At 38.8% G+C, this 23,266-nt stretch carries 19 protein-coding genes; 3 read left to right on the top strand and 16 right to left on the bottom strand.

The genetic code is table 11. The annotated features are described in order from the left end of the window. Window positions 1-102: 102 nt before the first annotated feature. The 7 genes from ACLHDF_RS11710 to ACLHDF_RS11680 all read right to left on the bottom strand — a co-directional run bounded on the left by ACLHDF_RS11710 (window position 103) and on the right by ACLHDF_RS11680 (window position 6,808). Window positions 103-726 (bottom strand): thymidine kinase, encoded by a 624-nt coding sequence (locus ACLHDF_RS11710; RefSeq protein WP_413919418.1) that lies wholly within the window; start codon window positions 724-726, stop codon window positions 103-105. 194 nt (window positions 727-920) lie between these two features. Next, window positions 921-1,121 (bottom strand): 50S ribosomal protein L31, encoded by a 201-nt coding sequence (gene rpmE / locus ACLHDF_RS11705; protein WP_013085477.1) that lies wholly within the window; start codon window positions 1,119-1,121, stop codon window positions 921-923. 154 nt (window positions 1,122-1,275) lie between these two features. Beyond that, entirely contained in the window at window positions 1,276-2,550 is a 1,275-nt protein-coding gene (gene rho / locus ACLHDF_RS11700; protein ID WP_013059823.1) for a transcription termination factor Rho, read from the bottom strand. Window positions 2,551-3,075: 525 nt separating this feature from the next. Further along, window positions 3,076-4,362: a UDP-N-acetylglucosamine 1-carboxyvinyltransferase gene (locus ACLHDF_RS11695; RefSeq protein WP_413919013.1), complete on the bottom strand. Its 1,287-nt coding sequence runs from the start codon at window positions 4,360-4,362 to the stop codon at window positions 3,076-3,078. Between the two features lie 207 nt (window positions 4,363-4,569). Then, window positions 4,570-5,214 carry a fructose-6-phosphate aldolase gene (gene fsa / locus ACLHDF_RS11690; RefSeq protein WP_413919012.1) on the bottom strand — a complete coding sequence of 215 codons (645 nt, stop codon included), beginning with the start codon at window positions 5,212-5,214 and terminating at the stop codon, window positions 4,570-4,572. A 137-nt stretch (window positions 5,215-5,351) separates the two neighbouring features. Next, complete coding sequence (locus ACLHDF_RS11685) at window positions 5,352-6,209, bottom strand: class II fructose-bisphosphate aldolase (protein ID WP_413919011.1); 858 nt, start codon at window positions 6,207-6,209, stop codon at window positions 5,352-5,354. Window positions 6,210-6,433: 224 nt separating this feature from the next. Continuing rightward, window positions 6,434-6,808, bottom strand: coding sequence for a response regulator (locus tag ACLHDF_RS11680; RefSeq protein WP_087944205.1), 375 nt, complete (start codon window positions 6,806-6,808; stop codon window positions 6,434-6,436). 237 nt (window positions 6,809-7,045) lie between these two features. Between ACLHDF_RS11680 and ACLHDF_RS11675 the strand changes: the two genes are divergently transcribed. Further along, a complete protein-coding gene (locus ACLHDF_RS11675) occupies window positions 7,046-7,576 on the top strand; it encodes a DUF2529 family protein (protein ID WP_413919010.1) in 531 nt (176 codons plus the stop codon). Window positions 7,577-7,614: 38 nt separating this feature from the next. On the opposite strand, the gene ACLHDF_RS11670 is transcribed toward ACLHDF_RS11675, so the two are convergent. The 9 genes from ACLHDF_RS11670 to ACLHDF_RS11630 form a co-directional block, all read right to left on the bottom strand. Continuing rightward, complete coding sequence (locus tag ACLHDF_RS11670) at window positions 7,615-9,222, bottom strand: CTP synthase (RefSeq protein WP_413919009.1); 1,608 nt, start codon at window positions 9,220-9,222, stop codon at window positions 7,615-7,617. Between the two features lie 320 nt (window positions 9,223-9,542). Continuing rightward, complete coding sequence (gene rpoE / locus ACLHDF_RS11665; RefSeq protein ID WP_413919008.1) at window positions 9,543-10,088, bottom strand: DNA-directed RNA polymerase subunit delta; 546 nt, start codon at window positions 10,086-10,088, stop codon at window positions 9,543-9,545. A 349-nt stretch (window positions 10,089-10,437) separates the two neighbouring features. Beyond that, window positions 10,438-13,680 carry a fused isobutyryl-CoA mutase/GTPase IcmF gene (gene icmF, locus ACLHDF_RS11660; RefSeq protein WP_413919007.1) on the bottom strand — a complete coding sequence of 1,081 codons (3,243 nt, stop codon included), beginning with the start codon at window positions 13,678-13,680 and terminating at the stop codon, window positions 10,438-10,440. Further along, window positions 13,677-14,321 carry a TetR/AcrR family transcriptional regulator gene (locus ACLHDF_RS11655; RefSeq protein WP_413919006.1) on the bottom strand — a complete coding sequence of 215 codons (645 nt, stop codon included), beginning with the start codon at window positions 14,319-14,321 and terminating at the stop codon, window positions 13,677-13,679. Before ACLHDF_RS11655 ends, icmF begins: the two co-directional genes overlap by 4 nt. Window positions 14,322-14,348: 27 nt before the next feature. Then, a complete protein-coding gene (locus tag ACLHDF_RS11650) occupies window positions 14,349-15,482 on the bottom strand; it encodes an acyl-CoA dehydrogenase (RefSeq protein ID WP_413919005.1) in 1,134 nt (377 codons plus the stop codon). A gap of 11 nt (window positions 15,483-15,493) precedes the next feature. Then, window positions 15,494-16,621: an acyl-CoA dehydrogenase gene (locus tag ACLHDF_RS11645; protein ID WP_413919004.1), complete on the bottom strand. Its 1,128-nt coding sequence runs from the start codon at window positions 16,619-16,621 to the stop codon at window positions 15,494-15,496. Window positions 16,622-16,633: 12 nt separating this feature from the next. Then, entirely contained in the window at window positions 16,634-17,488 is an 855-nt protein-coding gene (locus ACLHDF_RS11640; protein ID WP_413919003.1) for a 3-hydroxybutyryl-CoA dehydrogenase, read from the bottom strand. Between the two features lie 15 nt (window positions 17,489-17,503). Further along, the gene (locus tag ACLHDF_RS11635; protein ID WP_413919002.1) at window positions 17,504-18,667 is read right to left on the bottom strand and encodes an acetyl-CoA C-acetyltransferase; all 1,164 of its coding nucleotides are present in this window, start codon (window positions 18,665-18,667) and stop codon (window positions 17,504-17,506) included. 104 nt (window positions 18,668-18,771) lie between these two features. Continuing rightward, a complete protein-coding gene (locus tag ACLHDF_RS11630) occupies window positions 18,772-20,883 on the bottom strand; it encodes a heterodisulfide reductase-related iron-sulfur binding cluster (protein ID WP_413919001.1) in 2,112 nt (703 codons plus the stop codon). A 192-nt stretch (window positions 20,884-21,075) separates the two neighbouring features. Between ACLHDF_RS11630 and cls the strand changes: the two genes are divergently transcribed. Next, window positions 21,076-22,269, top strand: coding sequence for a cardiolipin synthase (gene cls, locus ACLHDF_RS11625; RefSeq protein WP_413919000.1), 1,194 nt, complete (start codon window positions 21,076-21,078; stop codon window positions 22,267-22,269). Window positions 22,270-22,293: 24 nt separating this feature from the next. Continuing rightward, entirely contained in the window at window positions 22,294-23,247 is a 954-nt protein-coding gene (gene uvsE / locus ACLHDF_RS11620; protein ID WP_413918999.1) for a UV DNA damage repair endonuclease UvsE, read from the top strand. Window positions 23,248-23,266 lie beyond the last annotated feature (19 nt).

Below are 23,266 nucleotides of genomic sequence, written 5' to 3'. Positions count from 1 at the left end.
TATAGTATAGCTTTAAAATAGAGTCAAAACCTTGTTAATACAGGTATATGAACAAAAAAACAGAACTCCGCGTTCTGTTTTTATCATCATAAAATTCTTGCTTTATTTTTCGGCCATTTCGCTTGAGTCCACAGAAACAGCTTGTCCTTTAGACTTTTGCACAACATGGCAATGACGGCATCTTGGTTCGTATGATTCAGAAGCACCGACTAAAATAATAGGATCGTCATAAGAAGCAGGCTCACCGTTAATCAAACGCTGCGTACGGCTCGCGGGAGACCCACAGGAAGCACACACGGCTTGTAGCTTTGTTACCGATTCTGCAATAGCCATCAACTGCGGCATTTGCCCAAACGGTTCGCCTTTGAAGTCTTGGTCTAACCCTGCTACAATCACACGAAATCCTCGATCTGCTAAAGATTGAACAATTTCTAAAATATCTGTGTCAAAAAACTGCACTTCGTCTATCGCTACTACGTCTGTCTCTTCATTTACTCGCTTTAAAATATCGCGCGATGCCGTGATTGAGTAAGCCATAACAGATGTACCATTATGTGAAACGACAGCTTCTTCACTATATCGATTATCAATTGCGGGCTTGAATACTTGTGCTTTTTGTTTAGCAAACTGCGTACGGCGCACACGTCGAATCAACTCTTCTGATTTTCCTGAAAACATACTGCCACAAATTACTTCTATCCAACCGCTTTGTTTCATTACGTACACCACTGCGGGACTCTCCCTTCTTCTCGTTCCGTTTCTGAGTGAACCGCTACTAACTTAATCTACGTCTTCTATGTAGATCTTATTCCTATGATAAAGTACCTACTTTTTATCAAGCAGACACTGTTTTTCCACTTTTATAAGCAAAAAAACAGGCAAGAAGTTAAGCTACTTGCCTGTTTGTTTCGACAATGTGATTACTTAAGACCGTATTTTTTGTTGAAGCGATCAACACGGCCACCAGCTTCAGCGAATTTTTGACGACCAGTGTAGAATGGGTGACATTCAGAACAAGTCTCAACGCGGATCTCTTCTTTTACAGAACCACTTTCAAATTCGTTTCCGCAAGTACATTTAACCATAACTGTTTTATAGTTTGGATGAATTCCTGTTTTCATTCGTTTCATCTCCTTCCGCCCTGAATCATTCTGAAACAGAGTTTATTGATAAAGATAGTGATGAAATAATAGCTATTTCACTGTGTACTTTATCAACACACATGATGAAATTATAACAAGGGTTGTATGCTTTTGCAACTACATGTTTTATAACTTATCGTTTATTTGCTAGAAGCGTTTTTTTCTCTTCCGTTAACATCGAAAAGAACTCTTCATTTGTCTTTGTTTGACGTAAACGTTTTAAGAATTTTTCTGCAAAATCAGGAGCATCTGCCATTGATTTACGAATTGCCCATAAGTGGTCTAGGTGCTCTTTTGGAATTAATAGCTCTTCTTTACGTGTGCCTGAGCGACGAATGTCAATCGCAGGGAAGATGCGTTTTTCAGCTAGTGAACGATCTAGATGCAGTTCCATGTTACCTGTACCTTTAAATTCTTCATAAATAACATCATCCATACGAGAGCCTGTATCAATTAAGGCTGTTGCTAGAATGGTTAAGCTGCCTCCATCTTCAATGTTACGCGCAGCTCCAAAGAATCGTTTTGGACGATGAAAAGCAGCTGGGTCAATACCCCCTGATAGTGTACGACCGCTCGGTGGAATAACTAAGTTATAAGCACGAGCAAGTCTTGTAATGCTATCCATCAAAATGACAACATCTTTTTTATGTTCGACCAGTCTCATCGCACGTTCAAGGACAAGTTCCGCTACTTTAATGTGATTTTCTGGTACTTCGTCAAATGTTGAACTGACAACATCACCATCAACCGAACGCTCAATGTCCGTCACTTCCTCAGGACGCTCATCAATAAGAAGAACAATCAATTCGGCATCAGGATGATTCGTTGTAATGCTATTTGCAATTTCTTTTAACAGCATCGTTTTACCTGCTTTTGGTGGCGCAACAATTAGTCCCCTTTGCCCAAATCCAATCGGTGAAATCAAATCAATGATACGCGTAGAGAAACTTCTTGGTTGAGTTTCCAGCAGCATTTGCTCATTTGGATAAATTGGCGTTAGTGCTGGAAAATGCACGCGATCTTTTGACGTTTCTGGGTCTTCTCCGTTTACTGCTTCTACATGCAATAACCCATAGTAGCGCTCATTTTCTTTCGGAGGACGAACTTTGCCCGATACCTTGTCTCCATTACGCAGATCAAAGCGACGAATTTGTGAAGCTGAGATATAAATGTCTTCCGAACTCGGCGAATAGTTAATTGGTCGTAAGAAACCGAATCCTTCTGACTGAATAATTTCAAGAACACCTTCCATAAATAAAAGCCCATCTTGTTCAGCTTGAGCCTTTAAAATAGCAAAGACAAGTTCTTTTTTCGTTAATTTACTATAGTACGAAACTTTATACTCACGAGCATGTTCATATAGCTCTTTTAATTTCATATTTTCTAAACTGGATAATGTTAAGTTCATTAGGACACCACGCTTTATAATGAATAATTTTTAACCGTTCCTCCCATATTAAATTCAAATATAAAATTGAGAGATGATATGGATGGAATAAATCTGTGAAAATGGAGAAAATAACCTTTGAAGTATAATAAGTAGAATCAATTGATTAACTATACACTTTTAGAAGAATAATTCCGACATAAAACCATTTATATTATCTTGATAAATTTAACGTAGCAATTTATATTCTAACCTTTTTCTATCTTTTTAATCAATCTTTTTTTACTTTAGAAGATGAATAAAAAAAAGGAAATTTAATAGCTTAAGAGAAGTAAGGAAAACCTTTTCATAATTTCACATTAAAGGAAATAAACTGGACATTAAAATAAGAAGTGAAATTTATCTTTTAGCTTCCCCTTTTTATATATTTACCCTATTCATAAATATATAAGCTACACAGACATAGAAGAACGTTCCTACACCTGTGTAGCTTATTAAACGGCTCATTTCTAGACTTTACTTTCATGACTGTTGTGCAATTTGCCTCTATGAATTTTGAAATTGTTCAATTTCTTCTTGAGTCATCTCTTCACGCCAAATCATTGCACCTAAATCCGATAGCTTGTCTACTAAATGGCTGTAACCTCGGTCAATGTGCTCTAAACCCGTTACTTCTGTAATCCCTTTAGCCATTAAGCCAGCGGTTACAAGAGCTGCTCCTGCTCGTAAGTCTGACGCTTTCACACGTGCACCTTGTAATTGAATGGGACCATTAATAATAGCAGAACGTCCTTCTACCTTAACAGATGCATTCATTCGTCTCAGCTCATCAATATGCTTAAACCTTGCACCGTAAATTGTATCCGTCACAACGCTTGTACCTGATGCTCTTGTTAGAAGAGTCGTAAATGGCTGCTGTAAATCCGTTGGAAAACCTGGATATACTAACGTTTTAATATCTACGGGTTTCAACAGCTGACGAGTCGCTACAAGAATTTGATCTGAGCTTGTTTCGATGTGAATACCCATTTCACGCATTTTAGCCGTTAGTGACTCCAGATGCTGAGGGATAACATTATCAACAATAACTTCTTTCCCCATACTCGCTCCCATAATCATATATGTGCCTGCTTCAATTCGGTCCGGAATGATAGAATGACGGCATCCTTTTAATTGATCTACTCCATCAATTCGAATAACGTCGGTCCCTGCACCTTTAATACGGGCACCCATACTTGTCAGTAAAGTAGCTACATCAATAATTTCAGGCTCTTTCGCAGCATTCTCAATAACGGTACGCCCTTTTGCTCTTACAGCAGCGAGCATAATATTGATTGTTGCTCCTACACTAACAACGTCTAAATAAATTCGAGCACCAATCAGTTCATCAGCTCGAATGTAAATAGCTCCTTGTTCATTTGTTACTTTAGCGCCAAGAGCTTCAAAACCTTTAATGTGCTGATCAATTGGTCTAGGACCAAGGTAACAGCCGCCTGGAAGACCAACTACCGCTTTTTTAAAGCGCCCTAACATTGCCCCCATTAAATAATAAGAAGCACGTAATTTTTTTACTTTCCCGTTCGGTAAAGGCATTGCAACCATTCCGGATGGATCTACTGTTAATTCGTCGTTATCAATGGTTACTTTCCCACCAATTTCTTCAACTAAATCCCCTAATAACTGCACGTCTGAAATATCGGGCAGACCTTCAATTGTAACAGGTGACTCGGCTAAAATTGTTGCTGGAATAAGCGCAACGGCACTATTTTTAGCACCACTGACGCGGACGGATCCACTTAAGGTAAAGCCACCTTGTATTTTTAACTTTTCCATTTATAGCTCCCTTCTAGTGAAAGAAAGTTTCTCACCTAGTAATTGAGGAAAATTTTGGTACAAAGAATACCTAAAAGAATGGTTATTTTTCCTATTACCTACTAGTGTACACGAAAATGAAAAAATCATGTATAGTTTCGACAAGATAAAAGAAAAATATGGCATTCACCTGTCAGGATGGTAAATGCCACACAAATTTATACATGTTTAGACATTTCGTTTTTCCCAATCTGCCAAAAATTGTTCAATTCCTGCATTTGTTAACGGATGTTTGAACAGTTGCATTAAAACTTTGTAAGGAATTGTCGCAATATGTGCTCCATTTTTTGCAGCTTCCGTTACGTGCATTGGATGACGAATAGATGCTGCAATAATTTCTGATGAAATGTCATGAATCGTAAAAATATCTGCGATATCTGAAATTAAATCAAGGCCATTAAAACCAATGTCGTCTAATCTTCCCAAGAAAGGCGATACGTAAGTAGCACCTGCTCTTGCTGCCATCAACGCTTGGTTAGCTGAGAAAATAAGCGTGACGTTTGTCTTAATACCTAAACTAGTAAATTCTTTTACTGCTTTTAAACCATCTGGAGTCATCGGTACCTTGATTGTAATATTTGGCGCAATCGCAGCAAGCTCTTTTCCTTCGCGAATCATCCCTTCTGCATCAAGCGCAATCACTTCTGCACTTACAGATCCTTCGAAAAACTCTGTAATTTCACGAAGACGATCTTCAAACGTGATGTTCTCTTTAGCTACTAAACTAGGATTTGTTGTAACCCCCGCTAACAAACCTAATGAATGCGCTTCCTTAATTTCGTCTAAATTAGCCGTATCGATAAAAAATTTCATGAATGCCATCCCCCAGTGTTATGTATTCAGAATGGTAAGAAAATTATAGTAAAAATAAAACCGCCTTACAATAAAAATAAGACGGTTTTATTTTTCAGAATCAACTAACTGAAAACAGACAATCCGAAGATTTCAAGTTATGCTTTGTTAGAAGAACCGAATTCACGCATTTTACCTTGAACCGTTTCTTTGATTGCATCGCGAGCAGGTCCTAAGTATTTACGTGGATCATATTGTTCAGGTTGCGCAGCTAATACTTCACGAACAGTTTTAGCTGAAGCAATTTGGTTTTCAGTGTTTACATTGATTTTAGCAGTACCTAAAGAAACTGCTTTTTGGATATCTTTTGTTGGGATACCAGTTCCACCGTGTAGAACTAATGGTAAACCTGTACGATCTCCGATTTCTTTCATTTCAGCAAAACCTAGGTTTGGTTCACCTTTGTATGGTCCGTGAACTGATCCTAATGCTGGAGCTAAGCAATCGATGCCTGTACGTTTAACAAGCTCTTCACACTCGTTAGCATCTGCATAGATAACGCCTTCAGCAATAACGTCGTCCTCTTGTCCACCAACAGTTCCTAGTTCTGCTTCTACAGATACTCCGTGGAAGTGAGCTAGTTCAACTACTTTAGAAGTAATTTCAATGTTTTCCTCAAATGGGTGGTGAGAAGCATCGATCATTACAGAAGTAAATCCAGCGTGGATTGCTTTTGCACATGATTCAAAGCTTGAACCGTGGTCTAAGTGAATTGCAACTGGTACTTGAACGTCGTAATCTTCGATTAGAGCTTCAACCATTGCTACAACAGTTTTGAAACCGCCCATGTAGCGTGCTGCACCTTCAGATACACCAAGAATAACTGGAGAGTTTTCTTCTTTTGCTGCTTGAAGAATAGCTTGAGTAAACTCTAAGTTATTTAAGTTAAATTGACCTACTGCATAGCCTTGTTCTTTTGCTGTAATAAGCATTTCTTTCATTGATACTAAAGGCATATTGAAATCCTCCTTAAAATCAACCTTAGATTAGATGCTAACCAAAAGGCACACTCAAATAGTATGCTCTTGAATTGAGTGTTTCATGTAGAAACAACGCGCATCTTTACATAATAGATTGTCGAATTATGAATACAGTAATTAGGATACCAACTAACAATGAAAACAGCAACATTTTTAGGTTGATATTCAAAATTTGTTAGGATGAAAACCCTACCAAAACCTTAATTCGACTTTACTGGTATATATTCCCTAACAACTTTTCGGATTTCATCAATATCAAATGGTTTTGCAAAGTGTGTTAGAGCTCCTAGATCTTTTGCTTCTTGAATCATATCCAATTCACCATAAGCAGTCATAATAATGACTTTAATTGTTTCATCGTGCTGTTTTAACCTTTTTAAAATTTCGATTCCATCCATTCCTGGAATTTTCATATCTAATAAGACAAGGTCCGGTGCTTGCTCTTTTGTAATATCAATCGCCTGGAAGCCGTTCGCCGCTTGAAATGTCGTATAGCCTTCTTTTTGCAATACTTCCGTTAATAAAATACGTATACCATACTGATCATCAACAATTAGAATTTTCTCTGCCAATATAATCCCACCTTTTATATTCCTCTTCTACAGACAAAACTAACATATGTATTTCGCCTTTAAAACAAAAATCCCTGCTAATTAGAGAAAATGTTACAAAACATAGCTTTTTTTGTCGTCCATCTAACTTCATTGCACTTTACTTTCATTGTAGCTCATTTCAAGATAGAATACAGATAGCTTTTTTCGTTATAATGTGTAGATAGACGGTTTTAGCCGCTTAAATTGAAGGGAGATTCTATGCTTAAAATTTTCACAACTCAACTTTCAGGCTTTTTTAAACGAATTGAAGAACAAGAAGAATTTCAATTTGAAGATGCTGCGCGTATTTTAGCACAAGCCTCTGTCGGAGAAGGATTTATCTATATTTATGGTGTAGAAGAAATGCACGCCATTACACTTGAAGCACTGAGCAGCGCTGAACCTTTAAGTCAGGCAAAAGCTTTGCCTTTACATGAATTAGATCAGCTAACTAGCGTCGATCGCGTGCTACTTGTCTCGCGATTTTCAACAGATAACAAAGCAGTGGAAATAGCTGAACGTTTAAAAGAACGAGATATTCCATTTGTTAGCATTGCCGCTGTTCCTAAAGAAATAACTGAACCTTCTTTAACAGCACTGGCAGACGCACATATTGATACAAAATTATTAAAGCCTCTTATTCCTGGGGAAGACGGCTCAAGATTTGGTTTTCCAGCAATGATGGTCGCTTTATACGCATACTATGGTTTAATTTTTACATTAAAAGAAATCGTAGAAGAATATGAATAAAAACCACGCTGTCTAAAGACAGTGTGGTTTTATTTCACTTATTTGTTTTGGCTTGACTCCATTGATGCGCGAATAAATTCTTTGAACAATGGTTGCGGTCTTGTTGGACGAGATGTGAACTCTGGGTGGAATTGTGAAGCCAAGAACCATGGGTGATCTTTTAGCTCTACAATTTCAACTAAACGGCCATCTGGGCTTGTACCAGAGAAAATAAAGCCTTTCTCTTCCATTTGTTGACGGTATTCGTTATTAAATTCATAACGGTGACGATGACGCTCATATACCACTTCATCTTGATATGCTTCATATGCAAGCGTATCTTCAGACAATTTACAAGGATACAATCCTAAGCGTAGTGTACCGCCTAGGTCTTCTACGTCTTTTTGTTCTGGTAATAAGTCGATGATTGGATAATTTGTTTCAGGGGCAATTTCTGCTGAATGCGCTCCTTCTAAGCCTAATACATTACGCGCAAACTCAACTGATGCCAACTGCATACCTAAACAAATACCTAAGAATGGAACCTTTTGCTCACGTGCATATTGTGTTGCTACAATTTTACCTTCAATTCCACGATCACCAAATCCACCTGGAACTAAGATACCATCTACATCACTAAGTAAATCTTGAACATTTTCTTTTGTTACGAATTCAGAGTTTACCCACTTGATGTTTACATCTGCATCGAATGCATATCCAGCATGTTTCATTGCTTCTACAACAGAAATATAAGCATCTTGAAGCTCTACATACTTACCAACCAATGCAATTTTTGTTGTATTTGAAAGTCCTTTTACTTTCTCAACCAGTGCTTTCCACTCAGTCATTTCTGCTTCTTTGCAATCTAATTTCAAATGATCGCATGTAATTTGATCTAAGTGCTGCTCTTGTAGAGATAGTGGAATTTCATATAATGTTTCAGCATCTGCACACTCAATAACTGCTTTTGGATCAATATCGCAGAATAAAGCTAGCTTGTCTTTCATATCTTCAGAAATTGGCATTTCCGTACGAACAACGATAACATTTGGCTGAATCCCTAAGCTACGTAATTCTTTTACACTATGCTGTGTTGGTTTTGTTTTCATTTCACCAGCAGCTTTTAAATACGGCACAAGTGTACAGTGGATATACATAACATTGTCACGGCCAATATCGCTTTTGATTTGACGAATAGCTTCTAGGAAAGGAAGTGATTCAATATCTCCTACCGTTCCGCCGATTTCAGTAATAACAACATCTGCGTTTGTTTCTTTACCTGCACGGAAAACGCGTTCTTTAATTTCATTTGTGATGTGCGGAATAACCTGAACTGTTCCGCCTAAATAATCACCGCGACGCTCTTTCTTCAATACTGTTGAATATACTTTACCCGTTGTTACATTGCTGTAGCGATTTAAGTTGATATCGATAAAACGCTCATAGTGACCCAAGTCTAAGTCTGTTTCCGCGCCGTCATCCGTTACGAATACCTCACCGTGTTGGTATGGACTCATTGTTCCTGGGTCCACGTTAATGTATGGATCAAACTTTTGAATCGTTACGTTTAATCCACGGTTTTTTAATAAACGGCCTAAAGAAGCTGCTGTAATCCCTTTTCCTAGAGATGATACAACACCGCCTGTTACGAAAATATACTTTGTCATCTATACTTCCCCCTCTAAATAATTTGAACTGTACAATATTAAAAGTTTTCACATAAACAATCACAATTCATTCATTGTGCATGCGAAATTATAAGAAACCTTATGAATGTGAAACGTTCAAGAACCAAAAGAAAGTTTCTATCAAGGATTTATAAGAACATATCGGGGTGTAAAACATTGATAGATAAAATAAAAAAATTGCTCCCAATACCAAAACTGGATTGGGAGCAATAGTCTATTTTAAATAAAAACTTTTTAAATGCTTGTTTAAAGAGCCCAAAAAAGATTCTACCTACTTCGCTTGAAAAAGTCAAGAAGGATTATTTTTCTTTTTCGTCCTCATAATCGTCTTCTTCGTCTTCTTCGTCTTCTTCATCATCGTCTAGATCATCTTCTAAATCGTCAAAATCGTCTTCTGCAAGATCATCTTCATCTTCTTCTAGATCGTCAATGTCATCGAAATCGTCTTCTTCGTCTAAATCATCAACGTCTTCATAATCTAAATCTTCTTCTAAATCATCAAAATCGTCAACGTCTTCAACAACAGCTTTTTTCGCTTTTTTCTTTTTAGGTTTTGCAACTGGAATAACTTCTTCTTCAGCTTGGTCAAAAGGATACCATCCACGAAGACCCCAATGGTTGTCCCCTACTGTTAAAAAGCGGCCATCAATATTAATATCTGTATAAAACTGAGCTAATCTCGTTTTTAATTCTTGATCTGACATTTCAGCTGCTGCTTTAATTTCAGCAATAATTTCTTGGAATGACATTGCTTGGCGATCTGTTTTTTCTTCTAGAAGCGCATAAGCAATCTCAATCATCGACATTTCTTTTAAATCCGTTTTTGAGTACTGTGCTAAACTCAAATCTGGCACATCCTTTCTATGGCTATGTATATCGAAAATCTATTAAATCAATTCATCATATGTGTAAATGATGGAAACGAATAAATACATACCATTCATTATAAACAAATTCAATACATTTATGCTAGCCTCGTTTCTAAAAATCTCGAGAATTTCGCATAAAACAATGAAAAAATAGACATTTTATCACTATAATACATTCTACTTAATACGCCAACAGCATCCTTTGATTAACAAGAATTCACCATCAGTTACTCTGTCTCTGTGAGGTTGAGTCTACAAAAGCCAAAATGACCAAAAAATGGTCATTTTGGCTTTTAATATATCGCTGTATACTAACGATACATTATTACATATTTCGACGATACTGCCCGCCGCATTCATATAAAGCTCGCGTAATTTCTCCTAAACTGGCTACTTTAACGGTCTCCATTAGCTCTTTGAAAATGTTCTCTCCTTCTGTTGCAGCTTTCTTTAACCTTTTCAACGCATCTTCTCTTTTTTCTTCGTGCTGCTGCTGGAACTTCTGAAGCTGAGTAATTTGATGATTTTTTTCTTCAATTGATGCGCGGGCTAACTGCATGTTATCAACAGAGGAACTTTCCTCTTCATTTGGATTAATATACGTATTTACTCCTATAATAGGCAAAGCTCCCGTATGTTTTTGCATCTCATATTCCATTGATTCATCTTGAATCTTACCTCGCTGATACTGCATTTCCATCGCACCTAAAACGCCACCTCGATCATTTAAGCGCTGGAATTCAGCCAATACGGCTTCTTCTACCAAGTCTGTTAGTTCATCAATAATAAATGAGCCCTGTAATGGATTTTCGTTTTTGGTTAATCCATGCTCTTTTGTAATAATTAATTGAATGGCCATCGCTCTTCGTACAGATTCCTCTGTCGGTGTTGTAATTGCTTCATCATATGCGTTCGTATGAAGGGAGTTACAGTTGTCATGAAGAGCCATTAAAGCTTGCAGCGTCGTACGTATATCATTAAAATTAATTTCCTGCGCATGAAGTGACCGACCGGATGTTTGAATATGATATTTAAGCTTTTGACTTCGTTCGTTTGCGCCGTATTTATCACGCATCACAATTGCCCAGATTCTTCTCGCCACACGTCCAATAACCGTGTATTCAGGGTCCAGTCCATTACTAAAGAAAAACGATAAATTAGGAGCGAAGTCATCAATATGCATCCCTCGGCTTAAGTAATATTCTACGTACGTAAAACCGTTGGCTAATGTAAAAGCTAGCTGGGAAATCGGATTGGCCCCTGCCTCAGCAATATGATAGCCAGAAATAGACACAGAATAATAGTTGCGCACTTTCTCATCAATAAAGTACTGCTGAATATCCCCCATCATTTTTAACGCAAATTCTGTGGAAAAAATACACGTATTTTGCCCTTGGTCTTCTTTTAAAATATCAGCTTGAACGGTTCCTCTTACTTGTTTCAACGTACCTGCTTTTACGTCTTGATATTCCTCTTCCGTTAAAGGACGTTTCAATTCCTCTTCCTTCTTTTCTACCTGCTGACTGATAGCTGTATTCATAAACATAGCTAGTAATATTGGAGCCGGCCCATTAATCGTCATCGAAACGGAAGTCGAAGGATGACAAAGATCAAACCCCTTATACAAGAGTTTCATATCATCAAGCGTACAGACATTTACACCGCTTTCGCCAATCTTTCCGAAAATGTCTGGCCTTGGATCGGGGTTTTCTCCATAAAGCGTTACGGAATCAAACGCTGTACTTAAACGCTTAGCCTCATCATCTTTTGACAAATAGTGAAATCGGCGATTTGTCCGCTCCGGTGTTCCTTCGCCTGCGAATTGACGCTTAGGATCTTCTCCTTTTCGTTTGAACGGAAAAACACCCGCTGTGTAAGGAAATGCACCTGGCACATTTTCTTTATAAAGAAAACGAAGAACTTCCCCGTATTCTTCAACCTTTGGAAGGGCTACACGCGGAATGCGTAGTCCTGATAGCGTATCAACTTGCAGTGAGGTTTTAATTTCTTTATTTCGTATTTTTGTAATAAGTTCTTCTTGCCGATACTGACTTTTTAATTTAGGCCAGTTTTCCAGCTTTTCGATTGACTCAGCCGTTAACTGTTTTTTATATTTTTCCTTGAGCTGAGTAAGCTCTTGCTTGGCTGCTTCTGTTTCCACTTCTTGCAGAGCGCCTTCTAACTGATAAAACTTACGCGCTGTTTGTACTTGAACGTCAGTATTAAGGTGGTACGAGCGAACGCTGTGTACAATTTCCTGCAAATATTGTTGTTGATCATTAGGGATGATGGTATATTTCTTTTCACTTATTCGTTCAGATGATTTTTCTACGCGCCAAGAGGTACAGAATGTTTGATGTAGATGATTTATGAGATCTTCAAATAAAATATTTGTTCCCCCGTCGTTGAACTGACTCGCGATTGTGCCATAAATCGGCATAGTAGAGAGATTATTTTCAAACAGCTGATGATTGCGCTGATATTGACGCTGCACTTGTTTTTTTGCGTCTTCGGAGCCTTTTTTTTCAAATTTATTAATAACAATAAAATCTGCGTAATCAATCATTTCAATCTTCTCTAACTGTGAAGGCGCACCAAATTCGCTTGTCATTACGTAAAGAGAGACGTTTGCAATATTTTTAACTTGTGCATCAGCTTGCCCAATCCCGCTTGTTTCGACAATAATAATGTCGAAACCCGCTTTTTTCACGATGGCAATTCCATCTCGAATGGCCGCCGATAGCTCATGTCCCGATGAACGCGTGGCCAAACTTCTCATATACACACGAGGAGACGCTGCGATGTTCATGCGAATACGATCACCAAGAAGCGCTCCTCCAGTCTTTTGTTTAGTTGGATCGACTGATAACACAGCTACATGAATATCTGGAATATGTTCAATGAACCTTCTTACTAATTCATCCGTAAGCGAACTTTTCCCCGCTCCTCCTGTTCCTGTGATTCCAATAACCGGTATTTTTTGATCCGTCTCGCTTTCGATTACACTTTCTCGAATTTCTTCAAGAGCAGCCGCGTGCTCTTTTGTGTATTCATAAGCTTCATTTTCAGCGCATGTAATAAGCTGGGCAATTAAACGGTCATTAGCTGGCGTTAAGATTCGATCCTTTGGTAGTGCAGGGGGATTGGTATAATAACAATCATCAATCATGAATTGAATCATGCCATCTAACCCCATTTTTCGTCCATCTTCCGGAGAAAAGATTTTAGAAATGCCGTAATCATGAAGCTCTTGGATCTCACTCGGAATAATTACCCCTCCTCCTCCTCCATAAATTTTAATATGAGAAGCCTGTTGTTCTTGAAGTAGGTCATACATATATTTAAAATATTCTACATGGCCGCCTTGGTAAGAAGAAATGGCAATTCCTTGAACATCTTCCTGTATGGAAGCATTAACAATTTCTTCAACAGATCGGTTATGTCCCAGGTGAATGACTTCTACTCCCTTAGCTTGAAGAATTCGTCTCATAATATTAATAGACGCATCGTGGCCGTCAAACAGGCTAGAAGCGGTTAAAAAACGAAGCGGTCTTTTACTTGTATTCAAACTGTTTCCCCCTCACACAGTTGTTGAAATGAAAAATTTTTAAGTAAAAAATCTAACTGCATATCTGTATATTCTTCTAGTGAATAATGTTTTTGCAGCCACCATCTGCGAAATGCCCACATTTGACCTTGAACAAATAAATGATGAGCAAACAGAGAAATTTCTTTATCCGTGAGTGTAAATTGATTGTTTTCTACGCAGCCTTCGATAATAATCTTAAACATTTCAACCATATCTAACTCTTTTTTTAATACATATGGAAGTGCGTCTTTAGACAGTGATTTCGCTTCTTGGTACATGACTAATACTTCATCTTGAAGCTCATCCACAACTTTAAAATAGTGCTGAATTGCTTGTTGAAGTTCAGCGATTGTATAACGGTCCACTACCATCTCTTCTAATCGCTCTCTCACTTCATCGTAGATGTTGTCACATACAAGATATAAAACATCTTCTTTGGATTGAATATATTCATAAAGTGTACCGATACTGAACCCTGCGGCTTTGGCAATTTCTCTTGTTGTTGTTCGGTGAAAACCTTTTTCCTTAAATAGCGTGACGGCCCCTTTAATCATTTGATTACGACGTTCTACAATCAGCTTTTCATCTTTAATGGATGTGAGAACTTCTCTCTTTTTCATCTTTTCACCTCTTTTACAACAAGTGTTTTATTTAGCAAGATACCTAGAAATAACGAGACGCTGAATTTCTTGTGTGCCTTCATAGATTTGTGTGATTTTTGCATCTCTCATAAAACGCTCTACAGGATAATCTTTTGTATAACCGTACCCTCCAAATACTTGAACAGCTTCTGTCGTTACTTTCATGGCTGTATCCCCGGCATATAATTTTGACATGGCTGATTCTTTGCCGTATGGCAGGCCTTGTGACTCTAGCCAAGCAGCTTGATAGGTTAAAAGTCTTGCAGCTTCTATACTCGTGGCCATGTCCGCCAACTTAAAAGCGATTCCTTGCTGAGAAATAATCGGCTTACCAAATTGCTGACGTTCCTTTGCATACGCCACCGCGGCATCTAACGCCCCTTGAGCAATTCCTACAGCCTGCGCCGCGATACCATTTCGGCCGCCATCTAGTGTCATCATTGCAACTTTAAATCCTTCTCCTTCATTTCCTAGCAAATTTTCTTTCGGAACACGGCAGTCCTCGAAAATAATCTCTGTGGTAGGGGAAGAGCGAATGCCCAGCTTCTTTTCTTTTTTACCAACTGAAAATCCGGGCATATCTTTTTCGATAATAAACGCGCTCGTGCGTTTTTCATTGGGATCGATTCGAGCAAATACGACGTAAATATCCGCTTCGCCGCCGTTTGTAATAAAGATTTTAGAGCCATTTAAAATATAGTCTTCTCCGTCCTTTACAGCGAGCGTTCTCATTCCTCCTGCGTCTGATCCAGCACTCGGTTCGGTTAACCCATAAGCACCTATTTTCTCACCCGTTGCCATAGGTTTCAGGTATTTTTGCTTTTGTTCTTCCGTTCCGAATGTATAGATCGGCCAGCCGGCAAGAGAAGTATGAGCCGACAAAGTAACGCCTGTTGACGCACATATTCTAGACAGTTCTTCAACGGCAATGCAATAAGCGAGATAGTCACTGCCAATTCCGCCGTATTGCTCCGGCCACGGAATACCCGTCAATCCTAGATCAGCCATTTGAGTAAAAATCCCTCTGTCAAAACGCTCTTCTTCGTCTCGTGCTGCAGCTGTCGGAGCGACTTCGTTTTTGGCAAAGTCTCGCACCATTTTTCGAATCATTTCGTGTTCTTCTGAAAGTTTAAAAAACATGATTATTCCCCCTATAATTGACTGCTAATGACGATGCGTTGAATTTCACTTGTACCTTCGTAGATTTCGCACACCTTGGCGTCACGAAAATATCTTTCCACTGGATAATCTTCCATATATCCATATCCTCCAAAAACTTGAACAGCATCAATCGCTACATTCATGGCCGTCTGGGAAGCAAATAATTTCGCCATTGATGCTTCTTTTTTACAAGGAAGTTTTTGATCATATAAAAAAGCGGCTCGGTACATTAAAAGCTTTGCTGATTCAACAGAAGTTTCCATATCAGCAAGCTTAAAAGCAATTCCTTGCTGAGCTAAAATCGGTTTTCCGAACTGATATCGTTCATTTGCATAGTTTTTAGCTGCCGTTAACGCGCCTTCAGCAATTCCTACAGCCTGAGCAGCAATACCAATTCTTCCTGCATTTAAATTAGCCATAGCAATTCGAAAGCCTTCACCTTCTTCTCCGAGACGATTTTCTACAGGCACCCGTATATTTTCAAAGTGCAGCTGAACTGTACGAGAACCGTGAAGGCCCATCTTATGTTCATCCTTTCCTACTGAGAATCCCTCCATCGTCTTTTCAACGATAAAAGCGCTCATCCCTCTAGAACCGCGTTCTGGATTCGTTTTTGCAAATACAATATACGTATCTGCTTCGCCGCCGTTTGTAATAAAAAGCTTTGATCCATTTAAAAGATAGTGGTCTCCTTTTCGTTCTGCTTTTGTTTTTAAACTTGCGGCATCAGACCCTGCACTAGGTTCTGTTAAACAAAAAGCACCTAAATATTCACCTGTCGCCAGTTTCTTTACGTATCTTTGTTTTTGATCTTCGGTCCCAAATACGACAATAGGATTCGTACCTACGGAAGTATGAACAGACAAAATGACACCGAGGGCTGGACTTATTTTTGATATTTCGTGAATGGCAATCATATACGAAATAAAGTCCATTCCGCCCCCGCCGTATGTTTGAGAAACAGGAATGCCCATCAAGCCAAGCTCAGCCATCTGCTTTAATAAACCTCGAGGAAATTCACCCTTTTCCATGTTTGGTACAGCCGCAGCGACTTCTTTTTCACTAAAATCAGCTACCATCTTTTTAATCATGTGTTGTTCAGACGTAAAAAAGATCATTTCGCCACTCCTTTATGTTTCATACGTAAAAAATCCTTTTCCTGTTTTTCGACCAAGCCACCCTGCCTTTACATATTTCCTAAGCAATGGACAAGGACGATATTTGTCATCACCAAATCCTTTATGAAGCGTTTCCATAATAAACAAACATGTATCGAGGCCGATGAAATCTGCTAAAGTCAACGGTCCCATTGGATGGTTCATTCCTAGTTTCATCACTTGATCAATATCTTCTTCGTTTGCTACCCCTTCATAGAGTGTAAACACAGCTTCGTTGATCATCGGCATTAAAATTCGATTTGAAACAAACCCTGGAAAATCATGAACTTCCACCGGGGTTTTATTTAATTTTTTCGTTGTTTCATAAATTGCTTGATACACTTCGTCCGTAGTAGCTAGCCCTCTAATAATTTCAACAAGCTTCATCACTGGAACAGGGTTCATAAAGTGCATTCCAATCACTTTTTCAGGTCGGTTAGTCACGGCCGCTATTTCAGTAATAGGAAGCGAAGACGTATTGGTTGCTAAAATAGTATGACTTGGGACTAACGAATCCAACTCAGCAAAAATGGCTTGTTTAACCTTCATCTTTTCAACAATTGCTTCGACGATTAAATCTGCTTTTTGTGCTGCTGTTATTTCGTTTGCCGGGTGAAGGCGCTCCATAATTTCTTCATATTGCTTCTCTGAGAGAGAACCTTTTTCCACCTGCTTTTTCAGACGTTTATCAATACTTTTTATTCCTTTTTGTGTATTCGTCAGATCAACATCGTACAAAAAGACTTGATATCCACTCGCAGCAAATACTTGCGCAATACCTGCTCCCATCTGCCCCGCTCCAATAACCATAACTGTCTCAATATTCAAGTTGGTGTCCCCCTTTTACACTTCTACCATAATGGCATCACCTTGGCCGCCGCCGCTGCAAATAGAAGCAATGCCTAGTCCGCCGCCTCGTCTTCTTAATTCATGAATGAGCGTTACAACAATACGGGCGCCGCTTGCTCCAATCGGATGTCCAAGTGCCACAGCCCCGCCGTTCACATTTACTTTTTCAGCTGGCAGCCCTGCAATCTCCATACTCATCAACGCTACTGCTGAAAAAGCTTCATTGATTTCAAATAGTGCAATATCGTTTACCGCCTTATTTGTTTTTTGCAGCAGCTTGTTAATAGCCAAACCAGGCGTTTTTGGAAATTCCCTTGGCTCTATCGCGAGAGAAGTATGATTTACAATCGTAGCTAACGGCTCATAGCCGTTGGCTTTTGCTACATCTTCATCCATTAACATGAGCGCAGATGCTCCGTCATTCACGCTAGGTGCATTTCCTGCTGTAATGGTTCCGCTGTGACCAAACACAGGCCGAAGAGATGACAGTTTTTCTAACGACGTATCTTTTCTTGGTCCTTCATCTTTTTGAACCGTTATCGTTCCTTTTTTAGACGGGATATCAACTGAAATTCTTTCTGCATCCCATCTCCCTTTTTCTTCTGACTCTACCGCTAATTGATGACTGCGAAGGGCCCACTCATCCTGCTTTTCTCGGGAAATATTCATTTCAGAAGCTATTTCATTTCCATACGTCCCCATTTGAACCCCTGTAAAGCTGCATGTTAAACCGTCGTGAATCATCAAATCCGTTACAACACTATCTCCCATACGGAATCCCCACCTTGCTTTTGGAAGAAGATACGGGGCATTACTCATCGATTCCATTCCACCTGCAATAATTGTTTTTGCTTCTCCTAATCGAATCAGCTGATCGGCAGTTGTAATGCTGCGCATACCCGATGCACACACTTTATTAATGGTTTCTGTCTCTACTTGCCAAGGTAAACCTGCATAATGCATAGCTTGCCGAGAAGGCAGTTGTCCTTGGCCTCCTTGTAGGACGCATCCCATAATAACAGAATCAATTTCTGTCCGTCCTTTTGATGCTGCTTGAATCGCTTTCCCGCCTAGTTCTGCTGCTTTTAGTCCGCTTACGCTGCCACCTAATTTTCCAAAAGGTGTTCGAACTGCACTCACAATGACTGTTTTCCCCATTATTGTTTCCTCCTCTTTTTCTTGGTCTTTGTACGTGCCGATTGAACGCTTGCTCAATTTCGTTTCCGTAAAAAGTAGAGATGACTAACATCTCTACTTTTCCTTTATGAAACCTGTTCTTGCACGTCACCACAAATTGACTTTTCAAGCAGTTCTGCTACGTCATACGTATGAACCATTTCTTCTACTTCTTTTGCTTTTGTTCCGTCACTTAGCATGGTCAAGCAGTAAGGACAACCTGAACTGATAACGCTTGGGTTAACAGCTAAGGCTTGTTCCGTGCGCGCTACGTTAATGCGCTGGCCGGTCGTTTCTTCCGTCCACATTAACCCTCCTCCTGCTCCGCAGCACATGCCATTTTCACGGTTGCGATCCATTTCAATTAAGCTAACACCTGGAATCGCTTTCAATATTTCTCTCGGTGGATTGTATACTTCATTATATCTTCCTAAATAACAGGAATCATGGAAGGTAATTTTTTCGTTAACCTCATGTTTTGGAGACAACTTACCTTCTTTCACCAACATAGCTAATAATTCTGTATGATGATACACTTTTCCTTCAAAACTGAAATCTGGATATTCATTTTTGAAGATGTTATAAGCATGTGGATCAATCGTAACAATTTTTTTGATTTCATTTTTTTCAAATTCAGCAATGTTTTTAGAAGCTAATTCTTGAAATAGAAATTCATTCCCTAACCTGCGCGGCGTATCACCAGAATTTTTTTCTTTATTTCCTAAAATCGCAAATGAAACACCCGCTTCATTAAGAAGCTTTGCAAAGGATAGAGCGATCTTTTGGCTGCGGTTGTCATAAGATCCCATCGATCCTACCCAGAACAAATACTCAAACGTTCCACCGGCTTTACTTACTTCTTTTACAGTCGGAATGTGAACATCTTCTCTTGCATGGCGCCATTCTTCACGCTCTTTTCGGTTTAATCCCCAAGGGTTTCCTTGACGCTCAATATTAGTCATGGCACGCTGAGCATCGGCATCCAGCTTTCCCTCGGTTAATACTAAAAAGCGTCGTAAATCTATGATTTTATCTACATGCTCGTTCATCACTGGACATTGATCTTCACAGTTTCGGCACGTTGTACACGCCCAGATCTCTTCTTCCGTAATGACATCTCCAATTAAAGCAGGATTATATTCTGCTGTTGCCGCAGCTTCAGCTCCACTTTGGCTGGCCGCCATCATCGCCAGCTGATTTCCTTTTGTTTTGGAGAATGCATACGTAGGAACCCAAGGAGCCTTAGATGTCACCACCGCTCCTTTTTCTGTTAAGTGGTCTCGCATCTTCAAAATTAAATCCATTGGAGACAAAATTTTTCCTGTACCCGTTGCCGGACACATATTCGTACATCGACCGCATTCTACACAGGCATATAAATCAATGAGCTGGTGCTGTGTAAATTCTTCAATTTTTCCAACCCCAAACGTCTCTTGCGTCTCATCTTCAAAATCAATCTTTTCGAGCTTACCAGGCTTAGAAACACGGTTAAAAAATACATTAGCCGGTCCAGCCAGTAAATGAGCATGTTTTGATTGAGGAACATATACTAAAAACGTCAATAGCACGGCTAAGTGAATCCACCATGAAACATAAAAAATAGAGATAGCCGCTATATCATTGATCCCATTAAACAAGATGGCAATTGATGACGCAATTGGTTCTGTCCACGCTGGTTCATGATTATGCCAGATAATTGACATGCCGTTTCCAATAAGCACTGACAGCATAAGTGCTCCAATAAAAATTAGCACTAAACCAGATTTAAATCCTCTTTTTAAGCGCACAAGCTTTTCTACATAGCGACGATGAAAAGCCCAGACAACTGCTACTAAAATTAAAAACGTCACAATTTCTTGAAAAAATGTAAAACCGGGATATAAAGGCCCAAGCGGCAAATGTTTACCTGGCAGCAAACCTTTTATAATAAAGTCTAACGCGCCGAACTGAACTAAAATAAAGCCATAAAAAAACATGACGTGCATAATGCCGCTTTTTTTATCTTTTAACAGTTTCTTTTGTCCAAACACGTTCACCCAAATTTTTTGCAGCCTTTCTTTTAACCGCTGATCAAATTCAACTTTTTTTCCTAATTGAATATATTCAACGCGCGTGCGAATTAAATATACAAACAAAGAAATAGCGTAAGCGGTTACAATAATAAAAAAGAGAAAGTTCACCCACAGCAACCCTGTCATCTCGTCCCCTCCTTGAATAGTTCGTTTCTTTTTTTTGACGACTAAATTTTCTGATAATATATCTATTTTTATTGTATATAATGAATGATCATTCAGTCAATATCTTTTCGTTCTTTTGTTCATATTCTATTTAAACAAGGTGACACTAAGAACAACGTAAAATGTATTTACATCGAGAAAAGAGGTGACATGATGAGCGGCATGGTTGTGATTTTACTTTTTATTATTTTTATTGCTTGGCTTGCAATTGACCTTGGTGTTGGAAAGAAAGTATTTTCTCAGACTGAAAATACTTTTCCAAAGCGCCGTGCTTCTCTTTTTTTGTTCGTAGACGGGAATGTCTTGTATAAAGATTTATTTCACGAAATAGAAAATGCCTCTTCATTTATCCATCTATCGTTTTACATTGTACAAAATGATGAGATTAGCCAAGAATTTTTAGATTTACTAGTCCAAAAAGCACAGCAAAATATAGAAGTCAGATTATTGGTAGACCGTGTAGGAAGCTATAAAATCAAGAAAAACAAAATTGCATTCTTAAAGAAACAAGGTATTCATTTTGCCTACAGTCGAACGCTTCGATGGCCTTATTTATTTTATACACTCAACGCACGCAATCACCGTAAAATAACCGTTATTGACGGGAAAGTCGGGTACATTGGTGGTTTTAATATCGGAAGAGAATATTTAGGACTTGACGCCAAGCTTGGAGTTTGGAAAGATTACCACCTACGTATGGAAGGTCAAGGCATACAAGATCTTCACATGCAGCTGTTAAGCGACTGGTATGCTGCAACCGGCTTAGACCTGCGTAAAGTGGAAAAATACTTTCCGCCAACCACTGAAGGAGACTATGTCATTCAGCTACAGTCAACTGAAGGTTTTTCGCTTGAAGAACGTTTTTTATCGATTATCAATCAAGCCAATAGGGAATTGTACATAGGTACTCCTTATTTTATTCCAAGTGAACCTTTGATGAACGCTTTACTGCAAGCTCGTGCACGAGGAGTACAAGTTCATATTTTAATTCCGATGCGCGCAGATCAACCGCTTGTTCATCATGCTGCGTTTGCCTATCTTCCCCCATTACTCCAAGCGGGTTGCAAGGTTTATCAATATTATTACGGTTTTTACCATGCCAAAGTATTAATTGCGGACGATGTTATCTGCGATGTGGGAACAGCTAATTTTGATAAAAGAAGCTTATTCTTAAATGCTGAAATTAACTGTTTAATCTATGATGCAACATATATTGAAGAGGTAAAGAACAGCTTTAAAGCTTGTATGGGGGAATGCCCCGTTTTGTCTTTAGAAGATGTCAAAAACCGAAAGTGGAGTGAAAAACTAAAGCAAGGATTTGCAACCTTTATTTCTCCGTTACTTTAATGAACGAAAAGAGGAAGATTTATAATGAAAATTAGATTTGGCTATGTATCACATGCCCTGTCGCTTTGGGACTGCTCACCTGCTAAAACCCTCACGTTTACTAGATGGGCAAAAATGAAAAAAGAGGAGAGGCTTGATAAGCTTCATCACGTTACAAAACAAAATTTGAATCATACTAAGCGTGCTTTGCATTTTAATATTGCGCATGAAATTATGCTGTATCGTTTGTCATCTTCTCTTGTCCCTTTAGCTACGCACCCTGAAGTAGACTGGAATTACATTGATGCGTTCCAAGACGACTGGTCAGAGATAGGAGAATTGATAAAGAATCATCAGCTGCGAGTAAGTTTTCACCCTAATCAGTTCACATTATTTACAAGCGATAAAAAACACATTACAGAAAATGCGGTAAAAGATATGGACTATCACTATAGAATGCTTGACGCGATGGGAGTAGCAGATCAAGCCCTTATTAACATTCATGTAGGAGGAGCTTATGGCAATAAAGAAAAAGCGATTGGTCGATTTCATGAAAACATTCAAACGCTGCCGCCTATCATCAAAAAGCGCATGACTCTCGAAAATGACGATAAAACATACACAACTGAAGAAACATTAGCTGTATGTGAAAAAGAGAAAGTCCCTCTCCTCTTTGATTACCATCACCACAAAGCAAATGAAGGAGAAGAGTCTCTTGAGCTGTTGCTTCCTCGTATCTTTGACACATGGAACCATACAGGGTTAAAACCAAAAGTACATATCTCTTCTCCTAAATCTGAAAAAGAATTTAGAAGTCACTCTGATTATGTATCAACTGATTTTATCGCACCTTTTTTGCAAATTGCTAAGTATATTGGACAGGATTTTGACGTAATGATTGAAGCAAAGTTAAAAGATAAAGCGCTGTTAAAATTAGTGGAAGATTTAGCATCAATGAGAAGAGTGAAGCGCACAGGAGGCGCTACTCTTGTTTTTTAAATAAAAAAGAGCCAAGAGG

Source organism: Priestia megaterium, assembly GCF_046599315.1.
Taxonomy (GTDB): Bacteria; Bacillota; Bacilli; order Bacillales; family Bacillaceae_H; genus Priestia; species Priestia megaterium_F.
The sequence above is the reverse complement of the archived record's forward strand: the minus strand, read 5'-3'. Positions and strand labels throughout refer to the sequence as shown.